We start from the raw sequence: 17152 nt of genomic DNA, 5'->3' as shown, positions 1-17152 counted from the left end.
CCCGTCCCCCACACCCGAAGGACCCCCGACGATGACCACCACCCGCCGCACCCGCATCGCCCTGCCGCTGACCCTCGCCGTCCTCGGAATCGGCGCGGCCGGCCTGGCCGCCACGACCGCGCACGCCGAGGACGCACCCGGCGCCACCGGCTCCGCGCCCTACGCCGGCCAGGGGGCGCGGGGCCTCGCCGACTGCTTCGACGACCGCGACGTGCCCTACCGAGTGGAGCAGACCGACGAGGGCGAGAGCCTGACGCCGATCGGGGCCAACAACCCCGGCGTCGCGGCACGCATGCAGGAGTGCGTGGAGGTCACCACGCCGCCGGTCGACCCGGCGACGGAGGCCTACCAGTACGCGGTGACCGCCGGCATCGTCGACTGCCTGCGGGACCGGGGCTGGTCGATCCGGGTCAACTCCGACGACGACACGCTCGGCAGCACCGCCGGCCGCGACGTCACTCGGTACGAGGTGCAGCCGGCGGAGCTGCTGGACACGCCCGAGTACCGCACCGACTCGACCGCCTGCACCACCCAGGCCGAGGGCGCCCTCTCCATCCCCGCCCCGCCGACCTGATCGAGGGCTCGTCGGGTCTCGGAGCGTGTGGCACGGTGATCCCCCCGTCCGTGATCGTCCTCCAGGAGGTCGGCATCGGTGACGCCTCCGCACACATCGAGACCCGACGACACCCTCGGCGCGGAGGAGAGCTCGATCCGGTACTTCGTGGCCCAGCTGCTGGAGGTCCTCGTCGCCCTGGCCATCACGTCAGTCACGATCACCCCCGACCCCGACTGCTTCGCCTCCGCGTGCGCGACGGGCTACGACTGGTGGGTCCCCATGGCGTTCTTGCTCGGACTCCCGGCCACGCTGCTCTGCTTCGCGCTGTCCCTGACGCTGCAGTGGGCGCTGTACGGCACCCGTGAGCTCCCCCGTCGCGGGTGGCTGAGCCGGGTGCTGTGGATCACCGTCCCGGTGACCGCGACCGTGATGAGCGTCGTGCGGCTCGTGGCCGCGTGAGGCGCGGCGGGCGTCGGAGCGGTCGGCCGACGCAGGCACCGGTCGATCGGGCCGGTGGTCCATCCCGCAGGCGACGGACGGGAACCGGGAGGCCGACCGGCGACGTTGTCCGGGCAGCCGGCACACCGCCCCGGCCACACCGCCCCGACGAGGAGCCCCATGACCACCCCCCTGCCGACCCACCCCGCCGGCGCCCTCGACGTGCGCGCCGACGGCGAGCTGACCTGGCTGCTGTCGCTGGACCCCACGGTGCTCGCCGTGCTGGGCGGGGTGCTCGTGGTGCTGCTGCTGGTCGCGGCGGTCGCCGGGTGGCTGGTGGTCCGCCGGGTGCGGCGCAGCCCGCTGGCAGCCCGGGGCCGGGAGCTGGCCACCCGCGGCCGGGAGATCGGCATGCAGGGCGCCACCGCGGTGGCCGCGCGGCACCTGCCGCCGGGTCAGCGGCGCTCCGCCGCGGAGCTCCAGCTGGAGGTCGCCCGGGCCCGCGACGGGCTGCGCCGGCAGGTGGCCGCCGCCCAGGCCACCGGTGCGCACCTCGGCGACGTCCCGGGGCTGTTGCCGTCGCTGGAGGCCGAGGGCAGCCGGCTGGAGCAGCGCCTGCGGCAGCTGACCCTGGCCACCGGGCCGACCGGCACGGTCGACCCGGAACCAGAGGCGCGCGCCTGGCTGGCGACGGTCGCCGACGTCTGCGACGCGGTCCGGCACGCCGAGCAGGTGGAGGCCGCGGCCGGCCGCTCGACCACCGACGTGGCGGACGCGGTCTCCGCGCTCCGGGCGCACACCACCGCCTACCAGGAGCTCATGGCCCCGCCGGTGACACCCACGCTGCCGCCGCTCGCTCCCCCGCAGCCGCCGGTCGCCGAGACCAGCCGGGGGTAGGGACCCCGGGCGCTCGCCGGGTCAGCTGCTCGCGGCGGTGATCGTGGTCCGTGAGCGGTACTCCAGGTCGTCGTACCCGTCGTGCCGGCGCATCCAGCCGGACACGAACGGGCACAGCGGCAGCACCTTGGCCCCCTGCCGGCGCACGTCCTCCAGCGCCTGGCGCACCAGCTCGGACGCGACGCCCTGGCCCTCGTGCCCGGACAGCACCTCGGTGTGCGTCATGACGACGAGCCCGGGCGTCGCGATGTACTCCGCGATCGCCGCCAGCTCGCCGTCGACGCGGGCCTCGTAGCGGTGCTGCTCGGCAGCGTCTGTCACCACCACCTGCACGGGTGGCTCCTCTCCTGGACGGGTCTCGGGCGTCGAGTACACCCCGCCGCGGCCCGGCTGACCAGACCCGGTGGCCTCAGGTCCGCGGCTCGTGGCCGGGCGGCTGGCGCGGCTCGGCCAGCAGCGGTGCCGGGTCCCGCAGCGGGGCGTGCGCCGGGGCGTCGCCGGTCACCGTCAGCCGCTCGCCGTCCACCACGACCGGCACCGGGCCCTCGCCGCGCAGCAGGGTGACCGTGGTGCCGTCCCGGGTGGTCTGCACCCGCAGCAGCCGGCCGCGCCAGGTCGCGTGGTAGGCGGTCCGGGACAGTGCCGCGGGCAGCAGCGGCGCCAGCTCCAGGTCCTCGCCGTCCTCCCGCAGGCCACCCAGCCCGGCGACCAGGGCCAGCCACGAGCCGGCGACCGCGGCCATGTGCAGGCCCTTGGCGGTGTCGCCCTGCACGTCGCGCAGGTCCACCAGCGCGCACTCGCGCAGGTACCGCAGGGCCAGGTCGGGGTGCTGCGCCTGCGCGCACACGACCGCCTGGATCGACGCCGACAGCGACGAGTCGCGCACGGTGCGCGCCTCGTAGTACTCCAGGTCGCGGGCCACCTGCTCGGCGGTGAAGTCCTGCCGGCACCACCACAGGGCCTGCACCAGGTCGGCCTGCTTGAGCACCTGGCGCCGGTAGAACGTGGCGTAGTGGTTCTCCTCCTGCACCGCCGGCGCGTCCGGCGACTCGTCGAAGTCCCACTCCCGGTAGGAGGTGAAGTTGGTGTTCATCGGGTGCACGCCCAGGCCCTCGTCCCACGGCACGTGCACCGCGTCCGCCGCGGCCCGCCACGAGGCGATCTCCGCGTGGTCCACGCCCAGCTCGGCCGCCCGCGACTCCCACCGTCGGCACGCGTCTGCGGCCCACCGCAGGTTCCGCCGTGCCATCAGGTTGGTGAACACGTTGTCGTCGACGACGCCGGTGTACTCGTCGGGCCCGGTGACGCCGAACAGGTGCCAGGCGCCGGCGGCGTCCTCGTGGCCGAGGCAGGCCCACAGCCGCGCCGTCTCCACCAGCACCTCCAGGCCACCGAGGGAGTCGACGTCGTCGCCGGTGACGTGCTGGTGCAACCAGAAGGCGCGGGCGATGTCGGCGTTGACGTGCACCGCGGCAGTGCTGGCCGGCCAGTAGGCCGACACCTCCCGGCCGCTGATGGTGCGCCAGGCGAACGACGCCCCGGCCACGCCCAGGGTGCGGGCCCGCTCCCGGGCGTGGTCCAGGGTGCCCGCACGCCAGCGCAGCAGCCGGGCCGCGGCGTCCGGGCGCAGCAGCGTGAGCGCGGGGAGCACGAAGCCCTCGACGTCCCAGAAGGTGTGGCCGCTGTACCCGATCCCGGTCAGCCCCTTGGCGCCGACGGGCGCACCGGAGATGCAGGCCGTGGCGCAGGCGAGCCGGAAGACGCCGTAGCGCAGCGCCTGCTGCAGCTCCGGGTCGCCGTCGACCTCGACGTCCGCGGTGGCCCACAGCTCGTCGAGCACCGCCCGCTGGCCGGCCAGCAGACCGTCCCAGCCCAGGTCCAGGGCGGAGTCCACCGTGGCCCACGCCTCCCCGGTCAGCGAGCCGGGGTCGGCGTCGTGGGACCAGGTGTGCGCCACGGTCTTCACGACGGTGACCGACTCCCCCGCGTCCAGGGACGCGACGACGGTGGCCACAACCTGCCGTACGTCGGCGTAGGTGCTCAGCGCGCCTCCCTGCACCCGGTGGCCGACGGCCGCGGCGACGGTGATGCCCGAGCGCCGGGTCCGCGCGGCCAGCGCGCCGCCGCTGCTGGCGCGCTCGTGGGTCAGCGACTCGAAGGCGTGGTCCAGCTGCTCGGCGACGCGCGGGTCGTCGTTGTCCACGCCGGTGGGCGTGGCCTCGCCGTCCACCAGCTCGGAGCGCACGACGACGTGCGCGGGCCCGTCCAGGGCGCGCACCTCGTACCGCACCGCGGCGATCGACCGCTCCCGCAGCGACACCAGCCGCCGGGACGTCATCTCCACCGTGGTGCCCGCCGCCGTCGTCCAGCGCGCGCGGCGGTCCAGGGTGCCGCTGCGCAGGTCCAGGGTCCGCTCGTGCAGCTGGAACCGCAGCTCCCGCACGTCCAGCGGGACGCCGTCCACCAGCAGCCGCACCGGCGTCCCGTCGGCCACGGTGAGCAGCGCCTCTCCCTCCTCGGGGTGGCCGTAGCCGCCCTCGGGATAGGACAGCGGGTGGGTCTCGTGCACGCCGGAGAGGTAGGTGCCCCGGCTGACGTGCGGCTCGAGCTCGTCGAGCGTTCCCCGGATGCCCAGGTAGCCGTTGGACAGGCTGAACACGGACTCGGCGACGCCGAGCGTCCCGAGCTCCAGGTGCGGCTCGCGGACCGTCCACGGGTCGGTCTCGAAGCTCGGGGCGGGCATGGGGGGTCCTCGCGTTCTGAGGCAGGGGGCGGGAGGCCGGCGGCGTCCCGCCCCCTGTCCTACCGGTCGGCGGCCCCCCGCGCGATCCGGGCTGCGAGGTGGGCCCGCCAGCCGCCGGAGCCGCTGATGTCCTGGGTGGCGTCGACGCCGCCGGGGTCGGTGAGGAACCCGGGCACGACCGTGCCGTCGTCCAGCTCCACCGGTCCCAGCGCCAGCGGCGCGGCCACCGCCGGGAGCAGCTCCCCCAGCCCGCCGGCCGGCAGGTCCCACACCTCGACCTCGATGCCCGCAGGCGGGCCACCGGCGCCGCGGACCAGCCCGGGCCGGGGCAGCGCACCCGGCACCCGGTACATCCGGTACCCGCCCGCGGTGCGCGCCCGGGCGTGCAGCCGGCCCCCCAGACCCACCAGCTGCGGGTTGAGCGGCTGCCCGGTCAGGTGGGCGCCGGCGACGGCCAGCAGGCTGCGGGTCGGCACCTGGTCGACCGGTTCCCCGCACCACCGCGCGGCCAGGTCCAGCAGCGGGCCGTCCGCGAAGGCCGGCGCCAGCAGCTGGACGCCGAAGGGCAGCCCGTCGGCGCGCGTGCCGGCCGGCACCGCGACCGCGCACAGGTCAAGCAGGTTGACCATGTTGGTGTAGGTGCCCAGCCGGGCGTTGACCCCGACCGGGTCGGCGGCGACCTCGGCGAGCGTCGGGTGCCCGGGCGTCACCGGCAGCAGCAGCGCGTCGGCGCCGAGGAAGGCCGGCAGCGCGGCGGCCCGCAGCTCGGCCAGCCGCTGCTGGCCGCGGTACACGTCGGCCCCGCTGATCGGGCGCGCCCCCAGCACGATCCGGCGCACGACCGGGTCCAGGCCGGGGTGGTCGGGTTCCAGCAGCTGCCCGAACGCGGCCAGCCGCTCGGCGAGGAACGGCCCGCCGTAGAGCAGCTGGGCCGCCTCCAGGAACGCCGAGACGTCGACCGGCACCAGCCGGGCGACCGTCGCCGCGTGCGCCAGCGCCGCCTCCCACGCCGCGCGGTGCGGCGGGTCCAGGTCCAGCGGGCCGTCCGGCACCGCCACCACCCGCATCCGGCGGGCCACCCCGGGGGGCAGCGCGGCCGGCGCGGGGCGGGACCACGGGTCCGCCGGGTCGTGGCCGGCGAGCACGCCGAGCGCGGTGCGGGCCAGCGCCACGGTGCGGGTGAGGGTGGTGACGCAGTCCAGCGACGGCGCCGCAGGCAGCACCCCGCGGGTGGGCACCAGCCCCCGGGTCGGCTTCATCCCGACCAGGCCGTTGAACGCCGCCGGCACCCGGCCGCTGCCGGCGGTGTCGGTGCCCAGTGCCAGCGGCACCACGCCCGCGGCCACCGCCACCGCGCTGCCCGAGCTGCTGCCGCCGCTGACGTGCGCGGCGGAGGCGACGCTGTGACAGGCCCCGTAGGGCGACCGGGTGCCGACCAGGCCGGTGGCGAACTGGTCCATGTTGGTCTTGCCGACCGGTCGCGCGCCGGCGTCCAGCAGCCGCTGCACCGCCGTCGCCGAGCCGGTCGCGGGCTCCACCCGGGAGGGGCAGGCCGCGGTGGTCGGCACGCCGGCGACGTCGATGTTGTCCTTCACGGCGAACGGCAGCCCGGCCAGCGGCCCGTCCGCCGCCGGGCCGAGGCCGGTCACCTCGTCGGCGGTGAGCACCCGGATGAAGGCCGGCTGGTCCAGGTCGGCCGGGGTCAGGTCGGGCTGCACGGCGGTCACCGGGTGCCCCAGCGGGCGCGCTCGGCGTCGAAGGCGGCCCGGCGCCGGGTGCGCACGGTGCCGATCTCCGCGGCGTGCGCGGACTCCAGCGCCCGCACCTCGGCGAGGGAGAACGTCGCCGGGCGCACCTGCAGGTCCTCCGCCCCGGCCGCGACGGCGGCCCGCCGGTCGGCCAGCTCCTCGGCCGTGACCGGGGCGAACCGGAGCCGGTCGAACTGGCGCAGCAGCCAGGGCTTCGCCGTCGAGCCGGGCACGTGCCGCCAGACGGGCACGGTGCGGCCGACCAGCTGGTAGCCGCCCGGCCCCTCCATCCCGTACACGCAGAGGTACACCCCGCCGATGCCGACGGCGTTCTGCGGCGTCCAGGTGCGGGCCGGGTCGTACTTGGTGGTGACCAGCCGGTGCCGCGGGTCGATCGGGACGGCGACCGGTGCCCCCAGGTAGACGTCGCCCAGCCCCACCACGAGGTAGGTGGCCGCGGTGACCACGTCGAACACGTCGTCGCGGTGCTCCAGGTCGTTGACCCGGCGGATGAACTCCACGTTGTCCGGGCACCAGGGGGCATCCGGGCGCACCGAGCGGGCGTACCGGGCCATCGCCTCGTGTGCGGCCGGGTGGTCCAGCGTGATCGGCAGGGTCACCTCGCGCACGTCGAGGGTGACCGTCATCGGGTCCGGCACCTCGCCGGCCAGCTGCACCAGCAGCTCGGCGAGCACCGGCAGCGGCAGCGCCCGCTCGTCGACCTGCACCAGCATCGAGCGGACACCCTCGACCAGCTCGCGCACCGCCGGCAGCGCCAGCGCGCGCAGCCGCTGGGCGAGCAGGTGCACCCACACCCGCACGTCCAGGTCCAGCTGGGCGGGCCCGGCCTCCAGCAGCAGGTGGTGGTCGCCGGAGGCGCGCACCGTCACACCGGGACGCGGGCCGTCGGCGGCCAGCTCGGCGAGCACCGGTCGCACCGGCGGTCCGGCGGTCACCGGCGGCGGACCGGACCGGCGGCCGGCCAGCGCCGCCTCCCAGGTCGCCGCCACCGCGGCGGCCGGCTCGGCGAGCAGCGCGGCGCGCTCGGCGGCCGCCGCGGCGGCGACCTCCGGGGTCACCGGCACCAGCCGCACCGTGTCGCCCGGGCGCAGCTGGGCCAGCTGCCACCGGTCGGCCCGCACCACCGCGCACGGGACGACGAACCCGCCCAGGCTCGGCCCGTCCGGCCCCACGATGACCGGGGTGTCACCGGAGAGCATGATCCCGCCGACCGGGTAGGCGCTGTCGTGGATGTTCGACGGGTGCAGGCCGGCCTCGCCGCCGTCCTGCCGGGCCCACCGCGGTGCCGGCCCGAGCAACCGGATGCCGGTCCGGTCGGCCCGGTGGTCCACCGTCCAGCTCGCCGCGAACAGCTCGGTGACGCCGTCCTCGGTGAGGTGCTCCGGTGCCCCGTGCGGGCCGGGGACCACGCGCAGGGTCCAGCTGTCGCCCAGCTCGGGCAGCAGCGGGGCGACGTCGATCGGGGCCTGCAGGTTCTCCACCCGGCCCACGGGCAGCGCGTCACCGGCCTGCAGTGCCCGCCCGCCCAGGCCGCCGAAGCCGCCGAGCAGGAACGTGGCGCGGCTGCCCAGCTCCTGCGGCACTGCGATCCCGCCGGCGACGGCGAGGTAGCCGCGCATCCCGGGCGCACCGCAGGCGCCCATGTCCAGCACGCCACCGGCCGGGACGACGGTGACCACGCCGGGGCGCACCGGCCGGCCGTCCAGCGTCGCGGAGCCGACCGCCCCGGCCAGGCAGACCAGCGTGCGGGCACCGAAGCGCAGCCGCGGGCCGGTGACCACCGCCTCCAGCCCGGCCGCGGTGGGCGGGTTGCCGACGGCCCGGTTGGCCAGCGCGAAGGACAGGTCGTCCCACGCCCCGGACGGCGGCACCCCGACGTCCCAGAGCCCGGTGCGACCGGTGAGGTCCTGCACGCTGGTCTGCACGCCGGGGGTGAGCACCTCGACGGTGCCGGTCAGCACGACCGGGTGCACCGCGGTCACGCCCACCACCCCAGCAGCCGCACCGGGGTGGGGTCCCAGCCGTTGCAGGGGTTGTTCAGCTGCGGGCAGTTGCTGATCAGCACCAGCACGTCCCGCTCGGCGCGCACCTCGACGTACCGGCCCGGGGCGGAGAGACCGTCGGCGAAGCTGAGGCCGCCGTCGGGGGTCAGCGGCACGTTCATGAAGAAGTTGACGTTGGGCGCCAGCTCCCGGGCGCCGATGCCCGCCGCCGCGCCGTACCGCAGGAACGTCTCCCGGCAGGCGTGCTGGTGCCGGGTGTGCATGCCGTAGCGCACGACGTTGGACTCCTGCGCGCACGCCCCCCCGAGGGTGTCGTGCCGGCCGCAGGTGTCGGCGGTGACGGTGACCAGGGGCTCCAGCTGCTGGGACAGCAGCGTCGACCCGGCGGTCAGGTACACCGAGCCCTGCTCCCGGATGGTGTCCACCGCGCTGTACCGGTGGGTGACGTCGGCGGCGTCGTAGAACAGCGTGTCGGCGGCCTGGTTGCCGTGCAGGTCGACGATCCGGAACGAGCCGCCGGCCGGCACCCGGCCGAGGAACCCGTCCCCGGCCTGCACCACCACGTCCAGGACGGCGTCGGACTCCAGCAGCGGGCTGGGCACCAGCGGCAGGGACAGGGTGGTCATGCGAGCACCGCCGCGGCGTTGGCGAGGGCGCGGGCGCTCTCGGGTCGGAAGGTGACCGACGGGTCGTCGGGCCCGTAGGGGGCACCGGCCTCGACCTCGGCCCGCACCGCGCCGGGCGCCCAGGCCGGGTCCAGCGGGTGCGGGGCGGTGGAGAGCACCAGCAGCAGGTCCTGCTCGGCGCGCAGGGTGACCCAGTCCCCGGCGTGCGCGTGGTCGGGCACGAACGTCAGGCCGCCGTCCGGGCCGATGGCCACCTTGGCGAAGAGGTTCACGCAGGCGTGCAGGTCGGCCGGGCCGCGGCCGTGCTTGCGCAGCTCGGACAGCAGCCCGGCCCGGGCCGAGCGGCGCCAGTCGTTGCGGTCGGTGGCGTAGGACGACGGGCCGGACACCGCTGCGTGCCGGTCCAGGTGCCGGTCCAGCGAGTGCCCGGTGAGGCAGTCGTGCCAGTCAAGCGACGAGCCGGTGACCGAGGCCAGGGCGGCGCCCCGGTCGCTCATCAGCACCATCGGCGGGGTGATCCGGGCGCTCATCTGCGCCTTGAGGGTGTCCGGCACGTTCAGCCGGTCCACCGGGTCGCGGTGGGCGAACAGCAGCGTGGAGCAGACCGCGCCGTCGTCCAGGGCGGTCAGCCGGAGCACCCGGCCCGCCCGCAGGGCCAGCGACCAGTGCGCGCCGGCGGGGACGTCGTGGGCCGGGATCACCGGGACACCTCCGCGGTCGCCGGGCTCGGGTCGAGCACGGCGCTGTCCCGGCGGACCTGCGCCCGCTGCACCGCGTAGGCCACCGCCCCGGCCAGCAGGGCACCGGCGAGCATCAGCTGCGGGAAGAACTGCAGGTACCACTCGGTGCCGAACACGGCCTCGCGGGGCCAGGCCAGGTTCAGCGCCATCGCGGTGCCCCAGACCACGGCACCGATGTTGACCGCCAGCCCCCACCGGCCGAGGGAGAACAGCTCGTCGTCCTGCGCCCAGCCGCCGCGCAGCCGGCGGCGCAGCAGCGGGACGGTCACCATCAGGTAGGCGATGTAGAGCAGCATGATGCAGACGCTGGTCAGCGCCAGGAAGACCGACTCGTTGTGCACGTTGAGCACCAGCAGCCCGATGGCCAGCACGCCGACGACGACGGCGGGCAGGATCGGTGCGCCGGTGCGGCGGTTGACCTTCGCCAGGGCCGCGGAGAACGGCAGCACCCGGTCGCGGGCCATCGAGAACATCATCCGGGTGGTGGCGGTCTGGATGGCCAGCGTGCAGACCAGCACGGCGATCGCCACGATCACCAGGAAGACCCGCCCCAGGTCCTCGCCGAGCCGGCTGAGCAGCACCGAGGGCAGCCCCTGGGCGGGGTCGCCGAGGGCACCGTCGGTGAGGCTGGGTGCGGCCATCAGGGTGGCGAGCAGCATGAGCGCGCCGCCGATGCCGGAGACGACGAGCGCGCGCAGGATCGTCCGAGGCGCCGTCCGGCGCGGGTCCCGGGTCTCCTCGGACAGCTCACCGGCGCTGTCGAAGCCGACCATCACGTAGGCGGCCATCAGCGCGGAGACCGCGAACGCCCACACGTAGCCCGAGTCGCCCACGATGCCGGTGTCCAGCACCACGCCCGGGCCGCGCTCGGCCTTGGAGAACAGCGCAACGCACAGCAGCGCGACGCCGACCAGCTCGCAGGTGACCCCGATGCTGTTGATCACCGACATCGCCCGGATGCCGACGGCGTTGATCAAGGTGGTGACCGCCAGCACCCCGCTGCCCAGCAGGACGGCGTTGGCGGTGGGGCTGTCCAGGACCTGGAAGCCGCTCCAGATCGCCGGCAGCACGATCTGCATCGCGATCGCCGCGGCGGCCACCGTGACCACCTGCCCGACCAGCATCAGCCAGCCCGCGGTCCAGCCCCACAGCCGGCCGCCCAGCCGGGAGGACCACTGGTAGATGGAGCCGGAGATCGGGTAGCGAGCGGCCAGCTCGGCGAAGCAGAGCGCCACCAGCAGCTGGCCCACGAACACCAGCGGCCAGGTCCAGAAGAAGGCGGGCCCGCCGAAGTCGAACCCAAAGCTGAACAGCTGGAACACCGTGGTGAGGATGGAGACGAAGGAGAACCCGGCGGCGAAGGAGCCGAAGGTGCCGATGCTGCGGTGCAGTTGCGGCTGGTATCCGAATCCGGCCAGGTCGCTGTCGTCGGCGGCGTCGGGTGCGGTGCGGGGTGGATCCGAGAGCGCGGTCATGCCGGCCCCTCCCGTACGGGCCAGGGCACAGCACGGCCCGGGCCTCTGATGGCCTCCCGGGCTTTTCTCCCGCCGTGGGACAGGGCCGCGGCGTACGCGGGACCCTGCCTGCATCTCTCGGACCAGACCCACCGTGACCGGCGACGGAACCCTAGACGCGCCCCGCAGCAGGTCCTGCGGGTCGAGACGGAGTCAATCGGCGCGGGGTGTCACCGCCGGGTCACGCCCGTGAAGCTCCGGTAACGGCCGACCCGCTCACGTGTCGATCGTGTTCCGGGATGCTCACCGCCGCCTCGGCAGAGGTGGGGACCGCCGTCGCCGGTGCGCGCGGTCATCCCTGGTCCGCGGGGGCCGGACGCAGGCCGGCGAAGAGGTCGTCCTCCGGCAGCGGGGCGCCGGTGGTGTCGTGCACCCGCAGGAAGTGCTCGGTGCCCATGGCCCGGGCGAACATGTCCTCCGGGATGCGCAGGAAGAAGGCGGCGTCCTCCTGGCTGCTGTGCGCGGCCAGCGCCCGGCGCTTGCGCCCCACCTCGGCCGACACGTCGACCCAGGTGGTGATCTCCTCGTCGGGCAGGCCGATCTCGGGCATCTCCTGCTCCGGCTCGTCGAACGTGATGCCGCCCGCCGCGGCCATCTCCGCGAAGCTCTCCATGAACGAGGACGGCGCCGTCGTCCAGTAGACCTTGGCCACCGAGCCGGTGGTCGCGACCGCCGCCATGGTCACCCGGTGGGCCTGCACGTGGTCGGGGTGGCCGTAGAAGCCGTTCTCGTCGTACGTGACCACCACGTCGGGCTGGTACCGGCGGATCAGCTCGGCCAGCCGGGCGGCCGCCTCCTCGACGGGCGTGGACCAGAACGAGCCGGGGGCGTCATTGCTGGGCCAGCCGGTCATCCCGGAGTCGGCGTAGCCGAGCAGCTCCAGGCTGTCGACGCCGAGCACCGCGCAGCTGGCCTCCAGCTCCGCCTGCCGGGCGGCGACCACCTGGGCGGCGTCGTGCCCGGGCTGGCCCAGCTTCACCCCGCCCGGCCCGTCGCCGCACCGGCCGTCGGTGCAGGTCACCACCACCGTGCGGATGCCCTCGGCGGAGTACCGGGCCAGCACGCCGCCGGTGCCGGTGGCCTCGTCGTCCGGGTGCGCGTGCACGGCCATCAGGGTCAGGGGACGGGTCGACACGGCGACGAGCCTACGGTCCGGCGCGGCTCGCCCGGACGGTGGCGAGGTGGCCGGCGCCACCCCGGCCCGCGCCGCTGGAGTTCGCCGTTCCGGCAACGACGTGTGCGCGTCGGCGCCACGGCAGGCGAAGGTAGGCCGGCACCCCGACCGAGAGGACCGGACATGACCGTCCACGACGGCCCTACCCCCGAGCACGCCTTCGACCGGGCGTACTGGGAGCAGCACTGGGACGCCGCCCGCCCGGCGGCCCACGCCGCCCCGGCGCACCCCTATCTGGCGCAGGAGGTCGGCGACCTGGCGCCGGGCACCGCGCTGGACGCCGGGTGCGGCACCGGCGCCGAGGCGCGGTGGCTGGCCGCGCACGGCTGGCAGGTCACCGCGGCCGACGTCTCCGCGACCGCGCTGGCCCGCGCCGCCGAGCGGGCCGCGGCGGACGGCGTCACTCAGCAGGTGCGCTGGGTGCAGGCCGACCTGGTCAGCTGGGAGCCCGACGGCGCCTTCGACCTGGTCACCACGCACTACGCGCACCCGGCGATGCCGCAGCTGGACTTCTACGACCGGCTGGCCGGCTGGGTGGCCCCCGGCGGCACGCTGCTGGTGGTCGGGCACCTGCACACGCACGACACCGGCACCCCCGAGCACGGCCACCAGCAGCACGGGCACGGCGACCGGCCGCCGGCCGAGGCATCGGCCACGGCGGCGGCGATCACCGCCCGGCTGGACACCGCCACCTGGGAGGTGCGCACCGCCGTGGAGCTGGACCGGCAGCCGCCCGGATCGGTGAGGACGCTGCACGACGTCGTGGTGCGCGCCGTCCGGCGGGGCTGACCGGCCGGCTCAGGTCTCCCGGCGCGCCCGGACCGCGGCGGCCAGCTCGGCCAGCAGCTCCTCGGTGGTGTCCAGGCCGACGCAGGCGTCGGTGACGCTGATGCCGTGCACGAGCGCCTCGGGGTGGCGGCGGTCGAGGTCCTGCCGGCCCTCCACCAGGTTGCTCTCGATCATCACCCCGCGCAGCGCGCGCTCACCGCCGGCGAGCTGGCCGGCCAGGTCGCGCACCACGAGGGCCTGGCGCCGGTGGTCCTTGAGGCTGTTGCCGTGCGAGGCGTCGACGACGACGACCTCCGGCAGCCCGCGGGCGGCCAGTGCCCGCTTGGTCTCGGCGACGTGCGCCGCGGAGTAGTTCGGCCCGTCCTTGCCGCCGCGCAGGATCACGTGGGCGGTGTCGTTGCCGGTGGTGGTCAGCTGCGCGCTCACGCCGTGGTGGTCGACGCCGAGGAAGTCGTGCGGCGCCCGCGCGGTGAGCACCGCCTGCACCGCGACGTCGATGCTGCCCTCGGGTGAGTTCTTGAAGCCGACGACGGCGGAGAAGCCGGAGACCCGCTCCCGGGCGGTCTGGTCGGTGACGTTGCGGGCACCGACGCCGTTGTAGGTGACCAGCCCGTCGACGTACTGCGGGGTGAGCGCGTTCAGCGGCTCGGCCGCGACCGGGACGCCGAGGGCGGTGATCCGGCACATCAGCATCCGGGTGCCCACCAGGCCGACGCTGATCCGGCTCGACCCGTCCAGGAACGGGTCGTAGGCGAAGCCCTTCCAGTCCACCTCGGTGCGTGGCTTCTCGGTGTAGGTGCGCATCAGGATCTCCAGGTCCGCACCGTGCCGGCCCCGCATGCGGGCCAGGAAGGCCGCGTACTCCAGCGCGGCCGCGGGGTCGTGCACCGAGCACGGGCCGGCGATGACGGCCAGCCGGTCGTCGGCGCCGGTGACGATGTCGGTCATGGCCCGCCGTCCGGCCCGGGTGGTGGCGGCGGACTCCGCGGACAGCGGCACCACGGCGGCGACCGCGGCCGGGGTGACGACGACGCTGAGGCCGGTGATCCGGGTGTCGCTGAGGCCGGAGAGGTCGACGTCGGCGGTCGGGGCGAGGCCGAGGCGCTGCTGCACCTGCGGCAGCAGCTCGGTCAGCTCGGCGCCGATCCGGGCGTTGACCCGGGCCTGCACCTCCAGCAGGGCCTCGGCCGTGCGGGTCGCCTCGGCCAGGAACGGGTCAGCGGGGATGGGGTGCCTCCTGGGTGGTCACGACGGAACGGACACGGACAGCCCGCCACGATCGCCATCTCGGCGGGGCTCCGGTCGTCGGATGCGGGCGCCGTCGGCCGGCGGGCCGACCCGGACAGCATCCCGTGCGCGCCCGCGGTGGCCAGGGGCGGGCCGCGCGCGCTGCGCGTCGCGCTCCCGGCGGGTCGCTGGTTGACTCCCGGCATGGTCATGCCCGTGCCAGAACCCGACCCCTTGATCGACCCGGACCAGCCGGTCCCCGACGACCCGGCGGAGCTGCTGCCCGACGCCCCCGAGCCCCTCCCCCCGCCGCCGATCGAGGCGACGCCGGACGACCCCGGCGGCGACCCGGGCGGCGTGCCCGAGCCGGCCTGAGCGCCGCCCACCCGGTGATCACCACGGGCCGGGCGGGGTGTCCCGGCCCGGGACCCCCCGCTCGGCCCGGGATGATCACCCGCGGGGTGCGTGGCTCAGCGCGAGGCGGCAGGCAGCCGGCGGCGCAGCCACGAGGTGCGCTCGCCGAGCACGGCCGTCGAGGCCGGCCGCAGCACGCCCCGCACGAACACGGCGCAGGACGCCGCCGACCTCATGGCCGAGGTCTTCATCCTCGCCGGGCATCGCCTGGACGACGTCCCCGATCAGCCTGGGGAGCCCGCCCCTGGCTCGTGGGTGCCGCCCGTCAGGCGCTGGCCGACCACCACCGTGGAGCATCGCGCCGCACCCAGCTCGCCGACCGACTCCGACAGCGGCTGTACCGCGCTCCGGGCAAGGCCGCCTCGGTGGAGGTGTGTGCCTCTCCGGCCGCCTAGTTCGCGGCCGGTTGCGCCCGGGTGGCGGGGCTGCCCAGGTCGAGTCTGGGCCATGTGTGCAGGTCGCGGAGCAGCTGCCGGTCGTGCGTGGCCACGATGACCGCTGCCGCGGTCGTCTGGATCGCGTCGGTCAGCTCGTCGACCAGGAGCGCGGACAGGTGGTTGGTCGGTTCGTCCAGGATGAGGACGTCCGGGTGGGCGGCGAGGTGGATGGCCAGGTCCAGGCGTCGCTGTTGCCCCTGGGACATGCGGCCGACGGGTGTGCGCATCGCCTCGGCATCGAGCAGCCCCCAGGTGGGGAAGCAGCCAGCGCCATGAGGAGCTGTGAGCCCAGCCGTGACCAGTCCGCCGATGTGGGCGTCATGGACCTGCCTGGCGGTCAGGTGCGCGGGCCAGTCGGGCACCTCCTGAGCCACCAGGCTGATGCGGGTCGCCTCGTGCTGGTGGCGGCGGCCCCGGGTGGGGGCCAGGTGCCCGGCGAGGACGTGCAGCACGGTCGACTTCCCGGCCCCGTTGGGGCCGGTGACCAGGATCCTGTCCCCGGCCCGGACGGCGATGGTGACCGGCTGGGTGACCCGGTCCTCGACGACGACGTCCTCGGTGGCCAGGAGCGTGACCCCCCGACGCGGGGACAGCTCGGGGAACCGCAGCGACAGCGGTGGCCGGGGGGCGGTGATCCGGTGGGCTGCGAGCGCCGCCCGTTCCTGGTTCAGTGATCGCACGACTCCGGGAGCGTGGGACTGTCGCTGGTGCTTGCCGGTGCCCTTGTCCGGGCGCCACCCGGTGTGCAATCGGCTCTGGGCCTGCTGGACGGCAGCAGTCAGCCGCTGGTGCTCCTCCACCTGTGCGGCGTGCTCCCGGACCCAGTTCTCGCGGTCGCGGCGACGACCGTTCTTCCAGGCCCGGTATCCACCGGCGTAGCTCGTGGCCCGGCCGTCTCGACTGGGGTCCAGGTCCAGGAACGTGGTGGCTGTGTCCTGCAGCAGCGCGCGGTCGTGGCTGACGAGCGCCCACCCCCCGTCGTGACTGCGGAGTTGCTCGGTGAGGAAGTGCAGTCCACCGGCGTCGAGGTGGTTGGTCGGTTCGTCGAGGAGGAGGAAGTCGTACCGGGTGCCCAGCAGGCAGGCGAGTCGTACCCGGTAGCGCTGGCCGACAGAGAGCGTGGCGAGCTCCCGGCTGCGGTCGGTGCAGGCGTCCAGGGACTGGAGTGCGACGTCGAGACGGCGTTCGGCGTCCCAGGCGTCCAGGCGTGTCGCGCGGTCCAGGGCAGCCGCATAGCGCTCCGATGCGCCATCGACCCCGTCGGCCACGTCCGACAGGGACTCGTCCAGGACCTGCAGCGCGTGGCGCGAGGCGGCCGCGACCTCCTCGGTCAGCGTGCCGACTGTCTCGCCGTGCTGTGCGTGCATGACCTGCTGTGCCAGTCCGACGGTGCCGACTCGGTGGACGTGGCCGTCGTCTGGCTCCAGGACTCCGGCCAGCACGTGCAGCAGGGTGGTCTTGCCGCGCCCGTTCTCCCCGACGACGGCGACCCGGGACCGTGGCGCGAGTGTCACCGAGACGTCGTGGAGGACTTGCCTACCGCCCCGGACCAGCGAGACGGCGACGGCCCGGAGTTGGGCTGCTCCCCCGACCGGCAGGCGGACATCGGCCGCGCCGACGGGGTCGGACATGCTGAAGGGGTGTGTGGACACGGTGCTGCTCCGCGTGGCTCGTTCTGGAGCCGGACAGCACGAGGAGGCCGCCCGGCAATGACCGGAACGGCGGGCAGGGGTCCTACGAAAGGTCCAGGTGCGCCGCCGTCAGCGGGGCGACCAGGGCTTCGCGGAGCCGGCGCATCTGTACACGATGTCCATCCTCAGCCGCA

At 75.3% G+C, this 17152-nt stretch carries 16 protein-coding genes and 1 riboswitch; of the genes, 5 read left to right on the top strand and 11 right to left on the bottom strand.

Annotated elements, in window-relative coordinates; all coding sequences use genetic code 11:
• Nucleotides 1-31: 31 nt before the first annotated feature.
• From G1H19_RS11475 to G1H19_RS11465, 3 genes are all read left to right on the top strand, one after another.
• Nucleotides 32-574, top strand: a complete 543-nt coding sequence (locus tag G1H19_RS11475; RefSeq protein WP_152731039.1) for a hypothetical protein — start codon at nucleotides 32-34, stop codon at nucleotides 572-574.
• A gap of 78 nt (nucleotides 575-652) precedes the next feature.
• The gene (locus tag G1H19_RS11470) at nucleotides 653-1015 is read left to right on the top strand and encodes a hypothetical protein (protein ID WP_152731038.1); all 363 of its coding nucleotides are present in this window, start codon (nucleotides 653-655) and stop codon (nucleotides 1013-1015) included.
• A 159-nt stretch (nucleotides 1016-1174) separates the two neighbouring features.
• The gene (locus G1H19_RS11465; RefSeq protein WP_152731037.1) at nucleotides 1175-1891 is read left to right on the top strand and encodes a hypothetical protein; all 717 of its coding nucleotides are present in this window, start codon (nucleotides 1175-1177) and stop codon (nucleotides 1889-1891) included.
• A 21-nt stretch (nucleotides 1892-1912) separates the two neighbouring features.
• On the opposite strand, the gene G1H19_RS11460 is transcribed toward G1H19_RS11465, so the two are convergent.
• The 8 genes from G1H19_RS11460 to G1H19_RS11425 form a co-directional block, all read right to left on the bottom strand.
• Nucleotides 1913-2212 (bottom strand): GNAT family N-acetyltransferase, encoded by a 300-nt coding sequence (locus tag G1H19_RS11460; RefSeq protein WP_202925712.1) that lies wholly within the window; start codon nucleotides 2210-2212, stop codon nucleotides 1913-1915.
• An 88-nt stretch (nucleotides 2213-2300) separates the two neighbouring features.
• Nucleotides 2301-4634, bottom strand: a complete 2334-nt coding sequence (locus G1H19_RS11455) for a glycoside hydrolase family 65 protein (RefSeq protein ID WP_152731036.1) — start codon at nucleotides 4632-4634, stop codon at nucleotides 2301-2303.
• A gap of 59 nt (nucleotides 4635-4693) precedes the next feature.
• Nucleotides 4694-6361 carry an allophanate hydrolase gene (atzF, locus tag G1H19_RS11450; protein ID WP_202925713.1) on the bottom strand — a complete coding sequence of 556 codons (1668 nt, stop codon included), beginning with the start codon at nucleotides 6359-6361 and terminating at the stop codon, nucleotides 4694-4696.
• Complete coding sequence (locus G1H19_RS11445) at nucleotides 6358-8385, bottom strand: 5-oxoprolinase/urea amidolyase family protein (protein ID WP_202925714.1); 2028 nt, start codon at nucleotides 8383-8385, stop codon at nucleotides 6358-6360. Before G1H19_RS11445 ends, atzF begins: the two co-directional genes overlap by 4 nt.
• Complete coding sequence (locus G1H19_RS11440) at nucleotides 8382-9032, bottom strand: urea amidolyase associated protein UAAP2 (RefSeq protein ID WP_152731035.1); 651 nt, start codon at nucleotides 9030-9032, stop codon at nucleotides 8382-8384. The genes G1H19_RS11445 and G1H19_RS11440 overlap by 4 nt, the downstream gene beginning before the upstream one ends.
• Nucleotides 9029-9733 carry an urea amidolyase associated protein UAAP1 gene (locus G1H19_RS11435; protein WP_162392175.1) on the bottom strand — a complete coding sequence of 235 codons (705 nt, stop codon included), beginning with the start codon at nucleotides 9731-9733 and terminating at the stop codon, nucleotides 9029-9031. Before G1H19_RS11435 ends, G1H19_RS11440 begins: the two co-directional genes overlap by 4 nt.
• Complete coding sequence (locus G1H19_RS11430; RefSeq protein WP_202925715.1) at nucleotides 9730-11247, bottom strand: amino acid permease; 1518 nt, start codon at nucleotides 11245-11247, stop codon at nucleotides 9730-9732. The genes G1H19_RS11435 and G1H19_RS11430 overlap by 4 nt, the downstream gene beginning before the upstream one ends.
• 51 nt (nucleotides 11248-11298) lie before the next feature.
• Nucleotides 11299-11413: riboswitch (guanidine-I (ykkC/yxkD leader) on the bottom strand.
• Between the two features lie 165 nt (nucleotides 11414-11578).
• Nucleotides 11579-12421 carry a PIG-L family deacetylase gene (locus tag G1H19_RS11425; protein WP_162392176.1) on the bottom strand — a complete coding sequence of 281 codons (843 nt, stop codon included), beginning with the start codon at nucleotides 12419-12421 and terminating at the stop codon, nucleotides 11579-11581.
• 162 nt (nucleotides 12422-12583) lie between these two features.
• Here G1H19_RS11425 and G1H19_RS11420 point away from each other — a divergent pair, with 162 nt between their 5' ends.
• Nucleotides 12584-13249, top strand: a complete 666-nt coding sequence (locus G1H19_RS11420; protein ID WP_152731033.1) for a class I SAM-dependent methyltransferase — start codon at nucleotides 12584-12586, stop codon at nucleotides 13247-13249.
• Nucleotides 13250-13258: 9 nt separating this feature from the next.
• Here G1H19_RS11420 and G1H19_RS11415 read toward each other — a convergent pair whose 3' ends face one another.
• Entirely contained in the window at nucleotides 13259-14419 is a 1161-nt protein-coding gene (locus tag G1H19_RS11415) for a 3-deoxy-7-phosphoheptulonate synthase (protein ID WP_235927850.1), read from the bottom strand.
• Between the two features lie 273 nt (nucleotides 14420-14692).
• Here G1H19_RS11415 and G1H19_RS11410 point away from each other — a divergent pair, with 273 nt between their 5' ends.
• Nucleotides 14693-14851 carry a hypothetical protein gene (locus G1H19_RS11410; protein WP_162392098.1) on the top strand — a complete coding sequence of 53 codons (159 nt, stop codon included), beginning with the start codon at nucleotides 14693-14695 and terminating at the stop codon, nucleotides 14849-14851.
• 95 nt (nucleotides 14852-14946) lie between these two features.
• Here the strand turns inward: G1H19_RS11410 and G1H19_RS23955 are convergent, their stop codons facing one another.
• Together G1H19_RS23955 and G1H19_RS11405 are read right to left on the bottom strand one after the other, a co-directional pair.
• Complete coding sequence (locus G1H19_RS23955) at nucleotides 14947-15081, bottom strand: hypothetical protein (RefSeq protein ID WP_268895303.1); 135 nt, start codon at nucleotides 15079-15081, stop codon at nucleotides 14947-14949.
• 200 nt (nucleotides 15082-15281) lie between these two features.
• Nucleotides 15282-16958 (bottom strand): ATP-binding cassette domain-containing protein, encoded by a 1677-nt coding sequence (locus G1H19_RS11405; RefSeq protein ID WP_152731031.1) that lies wholly within the window; start codon nucleotides 16956-16958, stop codon nucleotides 15282-15284.
• Between the last annotated feature and the right edge of the window lie 194 nt (nucleotides 16959-17152).

This window comes from Goekera deserti (genome assembly GCF_010685995.1).
GTDB classification, from domain to species: Bacteria; Actinomycetota; Actinomycetes; order Mycobacteriales; family Geodermatophilaceae; genus Goekera; species Goekera deserti.
Note: the sequence above shows the minus strand (reverse complement) of the source record. Positions and strands in the feature narration are given on the sequence as shown.